This window comes from Sulfidibacter corallicola (assembly GCF_017498545.1).
Lineage (GTDB): Bacteria > Acidobacteriota > Holophagae > Acanthopleuribacterales > Acanthopleuribacteraceae > Sulfidibacter > Sulfidibacter corallicola.
In genome coordinates, this window is the sequence record NZ_CP071793.1 from 1,256,336 (window position 1) to 1,271,596 (window position 15,261).

The following is a 15,261-nucleotide window of genomic DNA, read 5'->3' on the forward strand; positions in this document are numbered from 1 at the left end:
AATCGGCCCGATCGATCTTCCATGATCGATCGGGCCCTTTTTATGTGTCGTCCCTCGTCACTCGGGGCAGTCCCCGTAGTCGTTGCGGATTTGAATCAAATCGAGCGCGTCGAATTGTTGGTCGTCGTTGATGTCTAACTGTGCCTCGGGGTCTCCCCAGATGGGGTAGGCCATCGCCCAATCCACCTCGTCGACCACGTCGTTGCCGTCCAGATCCGCGTGGCAGAACACGCAGTTCTCGGCCATTTCCTCCGTATAGAGCGCGACGTTGTCGATGCCGGCTTCCACCAGGCTGCCCAACAGGACGTCCTCCACATCGAACCGGATGCGGAATTGATCGCTGGGCGTGACGTAATCCGCCACGCGGAATTTACGGAACAGCCAGCGGCCCGGATGGCCGGATTCGATGACTTCCACCGCAACCCAGTTTTCACCGTCGTCACCACTGACTTCGATGACCCATTCGTCGTCCTGATTGCTGCTGATGGAGTGCCACCAGCGCCAGTAGGCGATGTGGGCTTCGGGCGAGGATGCGTCCAGACGGGGGGATGTCAGAATGGTGCGACCGAGATCCACGTCCCCCGGTTCCAGGGAGTTGGCGGTGACGTAGCACTTGCCCATGCCGTTGACGTCGTACAATGCCGCGCCGTTGGGGAGCCAGACCAAGGGGGTGTCTCGTTCCCATACCCCGGTCGCCGTGCCGGTGACGGTCCAGCCGCGGTCGGTCTCGAAGTCGTCGAAAAAGGTTTGGCGAAGGCCGGTGGCGACCGGCCGCCGAAACCGATGGCTGGGCGCGAAATAGGGCAGCGTCACCTCGCGGCCCAGGGTGTCGCGTGCCACCATGTAGAAGGACAGCGAGCCGGGGCAGGGCAGATCGCTGATCGTGGCGCGGAAAAGGCGATCGCGAATGCGCGTCATGAGGAGTTCCCGGTCGCCCTCGCCCGCGTCGTACACGATCATGACCGAATCCTGCTGAAGTTCGGCGTCTTCGATGGGATCGACCAACAGCTCCAGGGTGAAATCGCCCGGCTCGACGACTTGGGGCAACTCGGTTCGCAAAACCAGTTTGAGCGATTCAGGTTCGCCCGCGCACTCGCTTTTCGGCTCCGCGATGGCGTTTTCGAGCGTGTTGCGGGTGAACGGTGTGCCGACGTTGTTGCCGCTGGCACCACAGCCGCCCGTGGTGTGAATGGCGAAGGCATCCCCGGTCTCTTCGTGGATCACGGGCGAGCCGGAGTTGCCGGGACGGGTATCGACCCGGTACTGCTCGACGCGGTACGCATCGGTGTTGAACCCGATGTAGGGGCCCACGGCGGTTTGAATCGTCTGGTTCAGGCTCGTATCCGTCTGATCGCTCTCGGTGACCACGCCGACGCCCGTGATGCGCAGCTCGTCGTCGACTTGCGGTTGGAAACCGGCGTTGATGGTGACGCGATCCTGCTGGGCGTCGAAGGGACGCAGCCCCGTGTTGGGATTGGGATGACATCCGAAAATGGTCCAATCACGGCCGGTGCTGCGGAATTCGGCCTGCATGGAAAAGCGGTCGATCGCGTATTGGTGGTCGGGGTGAGGGTGGTTCACGGTTCCGTCGGCATCGGACACGGGAATTTCGAACTGGACGATGTCGAAGTTTTGGCCGATGCAATGTCCGGCCGAGAGCAGGCAACTGTTGCCCTCGGAGCCGATCCAGGCCGTACAGCCGACGGGCATGACCCGGCCGATGCGGGCGTCCTGGGTTGGGGTGCGATCATCGCTATCACCACAGATGTCGCGGCCCTGGCGGCTACCCAAGTCGACCTGAACGATGCCGACCTCGAGGGAGCTCGGTTCGGCGCCCGGATCGGCGAGAATCTCGACGAGCACCGCCTCGCCGTTAAAAAACGCACTCGAGTATTCCCATTGACCGAGAGTGACTCGGTTGAGGACCTGGACGGCACCGTCCTCCTCGGAAGTCAGGCGCAAAATCGTCTTTTGGCCACCTTCCGGGGCGAGGCCCAGTTTGGCCTGGTTGAAGAACAGGCGCAACCAACGGGCGCCGTCGACGCGAATGGTTTCGGCGAAAACCACCGCACGGCGAGATTCTGAGTTGACGACGTCTTTTGCTTCAAGCGTATCGATTTGAACAGTTTGGATGGGAGAGGGGAGCGCGGGGTCCAAAGCGGAGGCCATGGTAACGGCACAGGCCAGCACCGCAAGCGCGACGAGCGATTTCATAAGAATACCTCTGATCAGGGAAGAACGAGCACCGGAGTCTATTGAAATGTGTTTTCCGGATGGGGTTTTTAGAATAGTAGGGTAAGGGCCGGATAATCAGAAAACCATACCACATGGATCGTCTTTGTTAGAGTGAGTAATGAACGGGGTGGTTGAAAAAAACCACCTGAGATGGGTCTCTTTCGAATGCTAGGTGTCTGAAAGACGTCATGTTTTGCTCGGTATCGTTCTGCGTTTTGTGGGAATTTGACCTCGGGCGAATTCTCGGAAAGGTGTTCTGTTTTTTCGTTCTCGATTTCCATCGGAGGGCCTACAGGCCGATCTCGAATCGACGACGAACGAAACGCCCGCCAATCGCGTGTTTGGCGGAGACGATGCCGTTCGTCGCGTAGGAGCCTTCGGTTGCGGTCGTTTGTGATAGACTCGTAGGCAACCCATTCCGGTAATTCTTTTCTCGCTGGGATGATCCGCGTCCTGGACCTTCTTGGGTGAGGGTTGGGACGATTCGTTTCATCGCCGTGGCCGGTCTCGTCGGATATCGAGGAGTCAGTCCATGAAGCACGGGGGTTTGTCGACCCGCAACCTGCTCTTCCTGCTCGTCTCGGTGACGGCGCTCCTGCATGCCCAGACCGGGATCGTCGGCGATGCGCCGATCGCGCTCGAGGCGGGGCCCTTGGATTGCCGGGCCTCTTGCCCCACGGTCGATGTCTTTGTCGACATCACCGGCCTCGAGGGCACGGGTGGACAGGCCGGGCTCAACGCCTTCGTATTGGCGTTCACGGTTTCCCGTCCCGGCGTCTATGCCTGGACGGCGCCCGGTTCCGATCCCGATTTGAACTGGTCTTTCGTTTCGACGCGGCGGGACCTGGTCGGGGCTAACGACAGGTTGGTCCTGGTCGGAGCGGTCGGGGACGAAGCGGCGCCCAATCAACGGTATCAAGTGGCTCGCCTGATCCTGTGCGGTAATCCCGGATCTGTGACGCTGACCTTCGACCCGGCTTCCTCTTCCCTGGGTTCACGAGTGGTGGGCGGCGATGGTCCGGGCCCGATCGGCTTCCAGGCACCACAGCCGTTTACCATCGATCTCACGCCAGGCCTGGCCCTGGATTTCCTGATGGGGGTCGACGCCTGGCTGTCCGACACCGATACCTTCGACCTGACCGAGCCCCTTGGAAAAGTCGATGTGCTGGACTTGGTCAAGTTGGTGAATTGCGGTCAATTCAACAGCTAGCTCGAGCCTGAAAGGTAGTTTTCCATCCCGATCGGCGGTGACCGCAGATTTTCACCACCGAGTCGCCGCCCAGGCCGGCCACCGGCACACCGGCCACCGGGTTTCAAGTGGGCAACTAATCGAAGCGAATCGCTAGGGGTTCCCGCATTCACGAGAGGGGCGTCGTGCAGGGCCGGTATGGCAGGGCCGGTAAGGTACGGCCGTACCGGCCGTACCCGCCCAGGGCGTTGGGCCGACATTTTGGCAGAATCTTCGACCACTTTACCAAATCAGGATTTCTACTTTATATTCGAAATTTACAAAATTTGTTACATAAGAGCCCCGAACCAGCGGGCAAACCCGCTCGATTTCGAGAAAGAAACAGCACACCTGGTTTCTGGCGAAGGGCCATGGGTCGTTCATCCGAAAAATTTAGCAGGAACGCATGAACATCGGAAACCAGGAAAGGATCGGCATTTGGTGACACATCATGGTCCTGCTTTTCCTGGTTTCGATCATTCCTGGCTTCCTGATCAAGATTTGACGACGGCAAGACCCAGCTCAGGTTGAATGCACCACTTTGTTTCAAGAGAGCCGCGAATCAGCGGGCATACCCAGCTCGATTTCGAGGAAGAAACAGCACACCTGGTTTCTGGCGAAAGGCCATGGGTCATTCATCCGGAAAAATTAGCAGGAACCCAAGAACATCGGAAATCAGGAAAGGATAGGCATTTGGTGACACATCATGGTCCTGCTTTTCCTGGTTTCGATCATTCCTGGCTTCCTGATCAAGATTTGGCGACGGCAAGACCCAGCTCAGGTTGAATGCACCACTTTGTTCCAAGAGAGTCGCCGCCCAGGGTGCTGGGCCGGCTTTTTGACGGAAGTTCCGACCAATACGCCAAATCGGCGGAACTGCGGGGACAGTCCCGTGTATCTGCTTTGATTCGTGTCAATTCGCGTGATTCGTGGACAAAAATAGCCTCCGTCTGGGTTCCCTCTCGGGTTCACCGGTCGGAGTGGCATCCTCGGGGCGGGCGTGCAATGATTGGATGGCCGAAACCCTACTGAGATGAAAAAGGATGTGTGTTCCGACCATGATCCGAACCGCGATGTTCCTTTTATGCCTTTGGTCCGCCGCGCTGTCGGCCCAGGATCGGCCCGTCCTACGCGTCCTGTTTCTCGGCAACAGCTACACCGCCTATCACGATTTGCCGGGCCAGGTCGCCGATCTGCTCGGTTCCGGTACCAATCCCATCGAAGTCCGGCACGAGGCCGTGACACCCGGCGGATTTACCTTGGAACGCCACGCAGCCGACCCGAAGATTCTCCGACGGATCGAGTCCGGACGATGGCATGCGGTGGTCTTGCAGGAGCAGAGCCTTCGCCCTTTGAGCGAGCCCCGTAAAATGACCGCTGCCGCTCGCGAACTGCAGGAAGTGATCGCCTCCGCCGGGGCCAAAGCCCTCTTGTTCCAAACCTGGCCGCGGGCGAACCGACCGAGGTCCATGGGCGAGTTGGCGCGCGCCTATCGATTGACCGCCGGCCTGATCGGTGCCGCCACCGCACCGGTCGGTCAGGCTTGGCAGCGAGTACGGAAGCGCCACCCCGAGATTGTGCTCTACGATGGCGACGGCTCCCATCCCGCCCCGGCGGGCACCTATTTGGCGGCGTGCGTGATTGCGGCCAAGATTGGCGATCGGGATCCGCGAGATTTCGATGCGGCGCCGCCGACCGGAGTGAGCGAGGCGGAAGCCGAGATCCTTCGGGATATCGCCTTCGTCACGTTGAACAAAACGAAATAGTACCCATCCAGAAAGAGAATGGTTGCGACTCCCAAGGTGGTTTGGCTGGATCGGCACGGTATCGGCACTCAGGTGCCAGATCTTGGCAAAATACTTGTTTGCAGGTGATTAGCTGATACCTGACTGCTGATACCGGTTTGCATTGGGAACCTGTCGGTTCCGAGGAATCATTTCAAAAAACCGTTGGTTTCGGATAGACACTAAACCATGGGGGACTGGCCCCCATGTCGTGTGGGAACGGCGCCAATCAGGGGGTCTTGTCTCCCAAGGGGTTTTCGCTGACGGCGATCGGCTCCAGGTTGCCGCGCAGGATTTGCACCACCAACGCCCGAACCTGGTCGAAATCGCGCTCTCCCGGAAATTCACCGAACGTTCGGTGATCCCCGTTTGGCCACAGCCCTTCGAGTTGGTAGGTCCGTTGGTTCGCATCTCCTAGCTGCCGGGCGACCTGTGCGGGTCCGTCGAGATCGTCGTCGGCACACCAGGAGATTTCGAACAGGATCTCCACCATCGAGGCGTCGTAAACCTGGAACAACCACTTTCTCGCGGGGTTCCCCTTCGGTTCGAAATACTCCAGGGAGACCACCTTGTAGTCGCCTTCCACGAATTGCGCGCAACAGTAGAATCCGCGTTTGATTTGCGGGTCGTCGTGGGATTGTTGCCAGAGGGCGAACAACCGACCGCGATAGGCATCGCGCTTCCGGGTGTTGTTCAAGGCATCGTAGAGCTGGACGATCTTGGCCAGCGTCGCGCCATCCTGCGGGGCCAACCGCGCCAGTTTCAGGTACTGGCTCAAGGCCTTGCGATGCTCGCCCAGCAGTTGGTGAATTTGGCCGGCATTGTAGTAGGCGTTCTGGTGTTCGGGATTGATCATCAACACTTCGAGGAACCGCACCAGGGCTTCGCGGTGATCGCCGATCGCGTTGAGCGCGACGCCGGTCTGGAAAAGCGCGGTCTCGGAGGAGGGGCTCAGGATGAGCACCTGCTCGTAGGCTTTCAAGGCCTCGTGGTGTCGACCCTGAAACGCCAGCGACCGTCCCCATTCTTCGAAATAGGAAGGGTTGGCGGGCTCGAGACGGCTGGCCTTGTCGAAGGCTTGCGAGGCGGCCCCGTGCTTGCCGCCGTACATCTCTGCCAAGCCTTTGTAGAACCAGGCCTGGTGGTTGTCGGGATACAGCGCCACCAGTTGCGACAGCATATCCGCGGCGGGCTGATCTTCGCCGGTGTAGAAATAGGTTTTTCCCAGCAGGAACAACGCGCGTTCGTGTTCCGGGTTCTTCTCGATGAACCGCTGCAGCGCCTTCTTGGCCATGCGAAACGCATGGGACGCTTCTTTTTCGCGGCCGCGATTCAACGCTTTTCGACCTCGGTCAACCCAGGCGATGCATTGATCCAACGACGGGCCAGGCCCCATCCACAAGGAAGGTCCCGGCCCCATCCAGAGCAGCAGACACCAACACACAACCACAGTTTGCCTCCTTGTTCAAAGCGCCGGCTCCGGGCGGGAACCGGGTTTGGTGCACCGTCGTGAACCCGGCACAAGGCAAATAGTTCAAACGACCAGGCCGCGCGTCACTGCTTCCGTCGATACCCGAGGGATTCGAGACCGGCCATCCGCTCGTGCGTCTTCATCCGATGAATCTCGATCGATCCCTTCGTGGAAAGACGCCGCGCCTGGTCGCCAACCTTCACAGGCACCCTACCGAAAAGATGGGGCTGTAAAGGTCGACATCGATCATTTGGTTCAAGCTCTTGAGTGGCCCGCCGCCTTTTGCGCCTTCGACGATCTCGGACGTCGGGTCGGCTGATTCCTGGTCGATCCCTCGGGATCAACCAAACATGTTCATGACCTCACGGATTTGGCTGTAAAAGAGTTCCTTGATGAACGGATCGCAGAGCAGATACTCGACCGCACCTTCCTTCACGGCAAGGTTCTTCATGCGGGACAGGTCTTTTTGGTTGCCCATGATCACGACGGGTATGTCTTCGAGCGGACCGGACGTCAGACGCCGGGCCACGTCGAATCCGCTGGTCTTGCCCAGCTTCTCCGACAGGATGATGAGGTGGGTGTCGTACATTTGAGCCAGAAGCTCGATATTGCCGACGGCGCCCTTGGAAAAGAGCACCCCGTATTTGCTTTTGAGGGCGTCACCGATTTTATCCAACAGAACCCGGTCCTCGCCGGCCACGAGGACGAAGGGTTCGGCTTCGTGCCACAGGCTGTCGCTGTAGTCGTCGAGCAGGCTGACGTTGGCTCCGGAGCCGGCTTCAGGCGCATCGTCGGGCGGTGCGAACAGTTCCATCGTTTGGGTGGCTTTTTCCATCAGCGACAGGCCGTCGTAGGGCTCGACCACCAGGTAGTCGACCGCGCCGGCCTGAACCGCCTCGTTCTGCTTGGTGCGCAGGTCGGCGTCGCTGCCGATCATCAGAACCGGGATTTCCTTGAGCGGACCCGCCACGAGTTTCTGGCAGATGTCGAAGCCGTTCCCGTCCTTCAGGGTCTCGTGCATCAGGACCAGGTGGGGTTTTTCCTTTTGGGCCATCTTCTGGATGGATTTGGCGGTGCCGCGGGTGCGCAGCACCCCGTGACCGAGCTTGAGGGTGAGACCCATCCGCTCGATGAGCCCGGCATCGGTCGCGGCGATCAACAGGGGGGCGGGCCCCTCGTGCAGCCAGGGTTCGAAATCGTGGGACTTGGCGGAAGCTGACGAGGGCTTCGCGACCGGCTCGGGGGGGACGAAGACCTCGAACGCCTCGTTCACCTTGGCCAGCGTCTTGCCGGCGTCGAACGGATCGACCACCAGGAATCCGGCGGCACCGTCGCGCAACGCGCGGTTCGCCTTTTCTTCGCGATCCTTGGACGAGCCCATCATCAACACCGGAACATCGCCGCGCGGGCTGTTGGTGAAGCGCCGGCAGAGGTCGAACCCGTGACCCACCTTGTGGCGCTCGTCGATGAGAATCAATTTTGGTTTCAGGAACTTACAAATGTTGACCACGTCGTTCAGGTCGCCCCGATTCTTCAACACCCCGTAGGTTTCCTTGAGTGCATCGCCCATGCGGTAGATCAGCTCGATGTTTTCCGAGACCAACAACACTTTGACCGCACCCTGGTGGAGCACGGGGCGGTTGTCGTCCTCGCGAGGGATCTCCAAGTCCGGTTGGCCCTCTCCCTTGGCCGCCGCCTGCTTCATGAGGCGTTTCGCCTCGCGACTACCGGGTGCGACGAAATGACCGGCATTGCTCTTTTTCAATCTGCGCGCCTCGAGAATCCAGTCCGCCAGTCTCTGGGCCTCCTCCTGGCTTTTCAGCATGCGCGTGAACTCGATCCCGGCGATATTTTCATCTTCGTGAAAGTAGAGGACCTTGCCGATGCCTTCGACCACCCAGTCGTCGGTCAGGGCGAAGTGGACCTCGACCTCGACGCCCTCGTTCAACTGTTTGTGGATGGGCTCCGAATCGCCGCTGGTGAGGTCCAGCCCCTTGTTGCCCATGTTGACCATGGCGCCCTTGCGCTGCTGGCCATCGTCGAAGCTGGTGAAACGCACCTCGATCTTCTGCTCCACGTACACGTCGCCGAGATCGTATTCGTCGTCGACCGTGAGAAACCCGGGAAACCGCAGGCGGATCGCTTCCTCGCCCGCAAAAGTGCCGAAACCCAGCACCTTACAGTGGCAGTAATAGATCTTGCCTTCGACGAAGAAGCTGACTTTGATGTGCGTCGCCGCGATTTTGCGGTACTTCATCTGGAAGATTTTGGGAAACGAGACGAAGAGACAATTGTCGTGAAACTCGAGCAGGGGGTATTTCAGCTTTTTGCTGTCGATGAACAAATTGACTTTTCGCTTGGTGTCGATCATTTGCTGCAGGACATGGCTGACTTCGTGATGCGACCGGACAGTCGGGTGCGGATGTTTCTTCAACCGGGCTACCCCCTCACATTTCTCTGGTGGGATGCTCACATTGTCGCATTGGCGCCGATTCGAGACCAGAGTTGATCTACCTGCGATCGACGCGGCCGCGTTCCCGAGAGCCGGTCCGGTGGATTCCCCAAATGTCCCGACGCTCGGAGGTCGGGTCGAAAGGCGGTGGTTTCAGAATCCATCGGCGGCACGGCCCGGGTGCTTGACTTCTATCGATTCGGCGCGGGTCTCGGCGGGTCAGATCTTGCCCAAGTACTTTTCCAACATCGCGTAGAAGGAGGCTTTGCGAACCGGTTTGGAAAGATAGTCGTCCATGCCGGCGGCCAGACACTTTTCGCGATCCCCGATCAGCGCGTTGGCGGTGACCGCCACGATCGGCGTGCGCCGGTCGCCGTGTTCGTAATCGCGGATGTGGCGGGTGGCTTCGTAGCCATCCATGATCGGCATTTGGCAGTCCATGAGGACCAAATCGTACTGGGTCTTTTTGAAGGCGGTCACACCTTCCAGGCCATTGTCCGCGACATCACAGGGTAAGCCCTTGTTTTTGAGAAGTTTGACGGTAACTTTCTGGTTGATTGGATTGTCTTCGATCAGAAGGATTCGGCAACCGTTTGGCGCCATACCGTCTGGTTGAGGTCCACGCTCCTTTTCGCTTGAAGTCATGTCTGCCACCTTGATTTCAAAGCTTGCTGAAAAGCTGAACTGGGTCCCTTCTCCGAGCTCGCGGTCGATGAACAATTTTCCATTCATCGCATCGATGAGTAAATGCGAGATCTTCAACCCGAGATCCGTGCCCGCGTAACTCCGGCTCGGCAGCGCCTTCCCGAGGCCCGCCTCCTGAATGCTTCGGCTCCACGCGCGATTGGCATGGTGGAGCTCGGGGTCTCCCACCATGAAATGGAGGCGATGCCGACCGGGGTGATCGGGAAGCGTTTCGCCGAAAATGGACAGCCCGACGCGATGATTCGAACTGTCGTTCAGGGCGGTATTGAGCAGGAGGAACAGTATGAGGTGGACCCGGGACTCGTCTCCGACCAAGCTTTCGGGGATCGAATCCTGAAGGTGGATATGGAGCGGGACACCTTTCTGGCGAGCGAGGGGCGCCAGAAGGGCCTCGAGCGCGCGCACCAGCTCCCGGAGGTCGAACGCCTTCGGACAGTGCGGCTGGCGGCCATAGGGCAGCGGCGCCACTTCGAGCCCCTGTGCCAGGAGTTCCAGCAAGATTCCGCCGCACTGCCGTGCGGTGGTGGCATATTCGTGGAGGAGGGGGTCGTGGGAAACCTCGTGGAGAAGGTCCAGCATGCTGAGCATGCCGTTGAGCGGGGCGTGCAGCTTGAAGCCCAGCGTCGCCAGCAGTTCGTTTTTGACCTGCTGGGTGCTCTCCATGCTCTCGCGCGCGGCGATCATGTCCCGCTCGGTCTGGCTGCGCAATATCACGTGCCGGATACTGCGCTCCAGGATGCCCGGCGTCAGTTCCCGTTTGGGAAGGCAGTCACCGGCTCCGGCCGCCATGGCCTCCGCATCCAATTGGCGCTGGGCCTGATCGAGCAACAGGATGACCGGGTTACGGCAACCCGAGGCGATGCAGTCCATGGTCAGGTGGATCCCGTTCTGGCTGTCGCCCAGGCGCGCGGCGACCAGGAAAACATCGAAGCGGTTGTGAATGAGGTGTTCGCGGGCTAGGCTGACGTCCTCGGTGAAATCGATCACGTAGGTCGCATCGGGGACCTCGAGCAGCAACTGTTTCAAACGGTCGTGCTCCTCGGCATCGCGATCGACAATGAGTAGACGAATGGGGCGGGACGTCACAATGTCTCCCTGTTGGAAAGTCATTCTAGAAGTTATCTTCGGAGGAAAGATGCAGTGAGTTGAGAAATTGTTCTCTCGGAAACAGCCAAAAATACGCGAGAGAGCCGACAAAAGCGACAGGTAGGGCTATTTTTGTCACGTGCGTGATTGCTGATGCCGGCAGAGATGGGTTCGATCGAGGCCGTAGAGTAATCTACCGTACTTTTTTTACTCGGGAAATACCCGCGTTTTGACGGATGTCGACTCCCGAATCCGAGCAGTCCCCACGGGGTCATTTTCCGAAATGCTTGGTTGGAAGCACGTTTCCCCACCATTGAATGGTACACTCTTATTCTGTGACCGCTGACACGCTTTGGGTTTGCGCCCTGGCACCTTGTTGCGGCACTTTTTCGGAGGCCTTTTGGCTTCTTGGGATTAGGGCTTTCGCGCTTTCTCGTTCGATTGGATTCCATCGTGGTGTCGCTCCGAACGGGGTTCGCGAGAGAGGAGCAATATTTGATGGAGAGCCAGCCGGACGTTTCTGGGCCGACGATTCTCCTCGTGGAAGATAGTCCCGAGGATCTGCGCATCCTGCGCCGAGCATTGAAACGCGCCGGTATGGATTTTCCAATTCTACACTTCGAGCAAGGCGAGGACGCGCTCCGATTTCTCCAGCGCCAATCCCCGGCGGAGGACAGGCCTTCGCTGATCATGCTCGATGTGAACCTGCCCGGTATCGACGGGCTAGAAATCCTTCGTCTGCTCAAAGCCGATGACCGCCTTCAACAGATTCCAGTCATCATGTTGACCACCACCGTCGACGAGCACGAGGTGCTCGAATGTTACCGACTGGGAGCCAATTCGTTTATCAGGAAGCCTTTGGAATTCGATCAGTTTGTCGAACAGATGCGTCGCATGCATGCCTTCTGGTTTGGTCTGGCGACGCTTCCCCAGGAATGATGGATGTCGGAGGAGTCGCGGATTCGGCGTATTCTCATGATCGAGGATTTCGCCGAGGACCGTTTGATATACAAGCGCTACCTCAAGCGCAAGTTGGATGGGCAGGTCGTTTACCGGGAATGTGAGTCGGGCGCCGAAGGGTTGGCCGCGTTTCTCGAGTTTCAACCGGATCTGGTCCTGTTGGACTACAGTCTGCCCGATATGGACGGCATCCACGTGCTTGCCCGTCTCGGCGGCGCGTTGGGGCGTCCCGAGGTGCCGGTGGTCATGCTGACCGGCATGGGCAACGAAGCGATCGCGGTACAGGCTCTGAAGAACGGAGCCATGGATTATCTTGTCAAAGACAACATCACCAGCACGGCCCTTCACCGAACGGTGATCAACGCCGTCGAGAAGCATCGCCTGGTGGCCGAACTCGACCACCATCGCCAGGCCCTCGAACGTTCCAATGCGGAATTGGAGACGCGCAACGCCGACCTGCGGGCTTCCAAGCTGGAATTGGAGCGCGAGGTCGCCGAACGACGTCAAGTACAACAAACCCTGCTGGAAAGCGAAAAGCACTTCCGCAAGATGGCCGAATTCTCGGCTTCGGTCATCCACAACCTCGGCAACCTGATCACCAACATCAGCACCTCGGTTTTTCAGATGCGCGGGTTTTTGGAGAGTTCGCAACTCAAGAACTTCTTGATGGCCAATCGCCTGATCGACGACCACCTCGACGATTTCGAACGGTTCGTGGCCGTCCACCCCAAAGGAAAGTTGTTGCCGCGTTATTTGCTGAATGTCGGCGATCAGTTGAGGCGCGAACAGGAGCGGTTCGGCGACGAGATCGAGGCACTCGGCGATCGCGTCAACATGATGCGCGACATCATCGAGCAACAGCAAACCCGCGCCAAGCAGGCCCTGAAATCGAATCCGCTCGATCTGAACGGCATGTTGGACAAAGTGCTGGATTTGCACGGCGAATTGATCGAGAACCACGAGATCGAAGTGTTTCGGCACTATTTCGCGACGCGTCCGATCTTCGCCAACCGCGCCAAGAGCCTGCAGATCCTGATCAATCTCATCAAAAACGCCATCGAGGCCATGGCCGACAACCTCGGTCGGCCGCGCCACCTAACGCTGCGAACCAGTGACGAGCCGGAGGGGCTGGTGCTGTTGCAGGTGACCGACAACGGCTGCGGCATCGCGCCCGATCACCTCACCAATTTGTTCGCATATGGATTCTCGACCAAAAAGGAGGGGCACGGGTTCGGTCTTCCTTATTGCGCACTGGCCATGAAGGAGATGGGTGGCGAAATTCGCGCCCACAGCGACGGAATGAACATGGGCACCACCTTCAGCCTGCGGTTTCGGGCCGGAAGGAGGCCGTCGTGAAACTCGGCAAAGTGATCCTGGCCCCCGCGGGCGATCCGAACTGGCCGCGAATCCGCTCATGGCTGAACGAGATGGGAGTGGCCGAAGTCACCTGTCTCGACGTGGAAGCGGTGGTGCAACGTCTCGGGCAAGGCCCGCCCTCGGCCCTGTGTCTCAGCCTGCACGCGGCCGTGCCCGCCCTACTGGACCTGATCGGGTTCGCCGCCATCCAGCGGGTACCCACCGTGTTGTTCGTCGAAGCGCCTCTGGAGGAAACCGCCGCCGATCTCTGCGACGTGGGGCCGATCGACTACGCGTTGACCGAGGCCTTGACCCGTCACGGTTTGCGCAGGGCGCTCGAAAGGACCGTCCGGCACGGCGCGTGGCTTCATCGCGAACAACAACTGGAACGCCTACGCGACCAGGAGCTGGAGTCCTTCGCCCACATCACCGCCCACGACCTTCGCGAACCGCTGCGTGGGCTGACCAATTACGCGTCGTTTCTCCGCGAGGACTTCGGCGATCGCCTGGGCATTGAAGGCCTGGATCTGGTGGCCACCATCGACCGTCTCGCCCGCCGTATCGAAACCATGGTCTCCGCCCTGAACCGCTATGCCCGATTGGCCCACACGCCCCTCGTACAGGCCGAGCACGACCTGGTGCACCTGATCACCGATGCGGTGCAGTCGCAGGCGACGTCGATCAATCGGGCCGGCGCCGAGGTACGCGTCTGTCTGCCGCTGCCCACCCTGGTCTGCGATCGCAACCTGATGCACGAGGTGCTGAGCGCCCTGGTAGCCAACGCGGTCTCCTTCAACAACAAACCCGAGAAGTGGGTCGAGATCGGTGCCCAGGAGCGGGCCCACGAGATCGTGCTCCACGTGCGCGACAACGGTATCGGTATTCCCGAGCAACACCATCTTCGGGTGTTCCGCATCTTCAAGCGACTCCATGGTCGCGACCATTTCGGTCAGGGCGCCGGTGTCGGCTTGAGTCTCGTGTCGCAGATCGTGCGCCGGCACGGCGGCAGGATCTGGGTGGAATCGGATGGCGACCGGGGAGCGACCTTTTTTGTCGCCTTGCCCCGTCGCCTGTCGCCGGAGGCGATTACGGAGGCGGAAGCTGTTCCAGCAGGGCAAGGAAACGGCGACCTGTCTTCCCCAGCGGATGATTGATGCGGTGAACCATGTGGGGAACGAAGCGGAACCGGCTGCCGGCCTCGTAACACAGCTCCACCAGGCGACCTTCGGCCAGGTCTTCGCGCACCAGGTAGGTCGGCATCCAACCGAAGCCGAGCCCCATGGTCAAGCCGCGGTACTTCGAGTGGAAGTCGCTCAGGTAGAAGACCCGCGAGCCGCCGAACATGTGGGGATCGTCGCTGCGATTGGACTCGCTGGAATCGTGCACCGTCAGTTCCACGTGCTCCTGGAGGTCGGGTAGGGTCAGGGTGCGGTGCCTGCTCGCCTGCGCCAAGGGATGTTCCGGCGCGGCCACCAGCACGCACACGATGGCCGCCATCGGCGCCGAAATCAGCGAACCGTCGTTCTCGAATCCCTTGGTGAGCATGATGTCCGCTTTTTCCATGTCGAAGCGAGCCTGCACGCCGCCCAGGTATTCGACCTTCATCTGAATGCGGGTCGGAACCTTCTCTTCCGCCAACATTTTGAGGATACCCATGATCGGGTCCATCGGCAGGATACCGTCGATGACGACCTCCAACCGGGGCTCCCAACCGTCCCGAAAGCGGTCGGCCAGGGAGGTGATGCGGCGGGCGCGCGCCAACAGCAGGCGGCATTCCTCGAGAATGGCGCGCCCTTGCGGGGTGAGCCGGGCCCGATGGCCCGCCCGGTCGAAGAGATCCAGGCCCAGCCGGCTCTCCAACTGTTTGATGTCGTAGCTCACCGCGGATTGGGCCTTGTTCAGGGCCCGTGCCGCGGCGGAAAAGCTGCCGTGTTCGGCGATGGCCTCCAGCGACTGGGCCTGATCCAGGTTCATGATGCGAACC

The 15,261-nt window shown here is 59.8% G+C and carries 10 protein-coding genes; 5 read left to right on the plus strand and 5 right to left on the minus strand.

Features of this window, described 5'->3' with window-relative positions:
* Positions 1–57: 57 nt before the first annotated feature.
* Positions 58–2,214 carry a trypsin-like serine protease gene (locus J3U87_RS03710; RefSeq protein WP_237381684.1) on the minus strand — a complete coding sequence of 719 codons (2,157 nt, stop codon included), beginning with the start codon at positions 2,212–2,214 and terminating at the stop codon, positions 58–60.
* Between the two features lie 553 nt (positions 2,215–2,767).
* On the opposite strand from J3U87_RS03710, the gene J3U87_RS03715 reads away from it, so the two are divergent.
* The gene (locus tag J3U87_RS03715; protein ID WP_237381685.1) at positions 2,768–3,445 is read left to right on the plus strand and encodes a hypothetical protein; all 678 of its coding nucleotides are present in this window, start codon (positions 2,768–2,770) and stop codon (positions 3,443–3,445) included.
* A 1,076-nt stretch (positions 3,446–4,521) separates the two neighbouring features.
* Entirely contained in the window at positions 4,522–5,229 is a 708-nt protein-coding gene (locus tag J3U87_RS03720; protein WP_237381686.1) for a hypothetical protein, read from the plus strand.
* 247 nt (positions 5,230–5,476) lie between these two features.
* Here J3U87_RS03720 and J3U87_RS03725 read toward each other — a convergent pair whose 3' ends face one another.
* From J3U87_RS03725 to J3U87_RS03735, 3 genes are all read right to left on the minus strand, one after another.
* Positions 5,477–6,583, minus strand: a complete 1,107-nt coding sequence (locus J3U87_RS03725; protein WP_237381687.1) for a tetratricopeptide repeat protein — start codon at positions 6,581–6,583, stop codon at positions 5,477–5,479.
* A gap of 475 nt (positions 6,584–7,058) precedes the next feature.
* A complete protein-coding gene (locus J3U87_RS03730) occupies positions 7,059–9,152 on the minus strand; it encodes a response regulator (RefSeq protein ID WP_237381688.1) in 2,094 nt (697 codons plus the stop codon).
* 237 nt (positions 9,153–9,389) lie between these two features.
* Positions 9,390–10,961 (minus strand): response regulator, encoded by a 1,572-nt coding sequence (locus J3U87_RS03735; RefSeq protein ID WP_237381689.1) that lies wholly within the window; start codon positions 10,959–10,961, stop codon positions 9,390–9,392.
* A 498-nt stretch (positions 10,962–11,459) separates the two neighbouring features.
* Here J3U87_RS03735 and J3U87_RS03740 point away from each other — a divergent pair, with 498 nt between their 5' ends.
* The 3 genes from J3U87_RS03740 to J3U87_RS03750 are packed head-to-tail and all read left to right on the plus strand — an operon-like array spanning position 11,460 to position 14,431.
* On the plus strand, positions 11,460–11,900 hold the full coding sequence (locus tag J3U87_RS03740) for a response regulator (protein WP_237384476.1): 441 nt from the start codon (positions 11,460–11,462) through the stop codon (positions 11,898–11,900).
* A gap of 3 nt (positions 11,901–11,903) precedes the next feature.
* Positions 11,904–13,277, plus strand: a complete 1,374-nt coding sequence (locus tag J3U87_RS03745) for a hybrid sensor histidine kinase/response regulator (protein WP_237381690.1) — start codon at positions 11,904–11,906, stop codon at positions 13,275–13,277.
* Entirely contained in the window at positions 13,274–14,431 is a 1,158-nt protein-coding gene (locus J3U87_RS03750; protein ID WP_237381692.1) for a sensor histidine kinase, read from the plus strand. The genes J3U87_RS03745 and J3U87_RS03750 overlap by 4 nt, the downstream gene beginning before the upstream one ends.
* Here J3U87_RS03750 and J3U87_RS03755 read toward each other — a convergent pair.
* Positions 14,364–15,251, minus strand: a complete 888-nt coding sequence (locus J3U87_RS03755) for a LysR family transcriptional regulator (RefSeq protein ID WP_237381693.1) — start codon at positions 15,249–15,251, stop codon at positions 14,364–14,366. The genes J3U87_RS03750 and J3U87_RS03755 overlap by 68 nt on opposite strands.
* Positions 15,252–15,261: the final 10 nt, after the last annotated feature.

What these genes read in the sequence shown, in the direction of transcription:
- J3U87_RS03710 (WP_237381684.1), bottom strand. Translation starts at nt 2,214, where the DNA reads ATGAAATCGCTCGTCGCGCTTGCGGTGCTGGCCTGTGCCGTTACCATG.
- J3U87_RS03715 (WP_237381685.1), top strand. Translation starts at nt 2,768, where the DNA reads ATGAAGCACGGGGGTTTGTCGACCCGCAACCTGCTCTTCCTGCTCGTC.
- J3U87_RS03720 (WP_237381686.1), top strand. Translation starts at nt 4,522, where the DNA reads ATGATCCGAACCGCGATGTTCCTTTTATGCCTTTGGTCCGCCGCGCTG.
- J3U87_RS03740 (WP_237384476.1), top strand. Translation starts at nt 11,460, where the DNA reads ATGGAGAGCCAGCCGGACGTTTCTGGGCCGACGATTCTCCTCGTGGAA.
- J3U87_RS03745 (WP_237381690.1), top strand. Translation starts at nt 11,904, where the DNA reads ATGTCGGAGGAGTCGCGGATTCGGCGTATTCTCATGATCGAGGATTTC.
- J3U87_RS03755 (WP_237381693.1), bottom strand. Translation starts at nt 15,251, where the DNA reads ATGAACCTGGATCAGGCCCAGTCGCTGGAGGCCATCGCCGAACACGGC.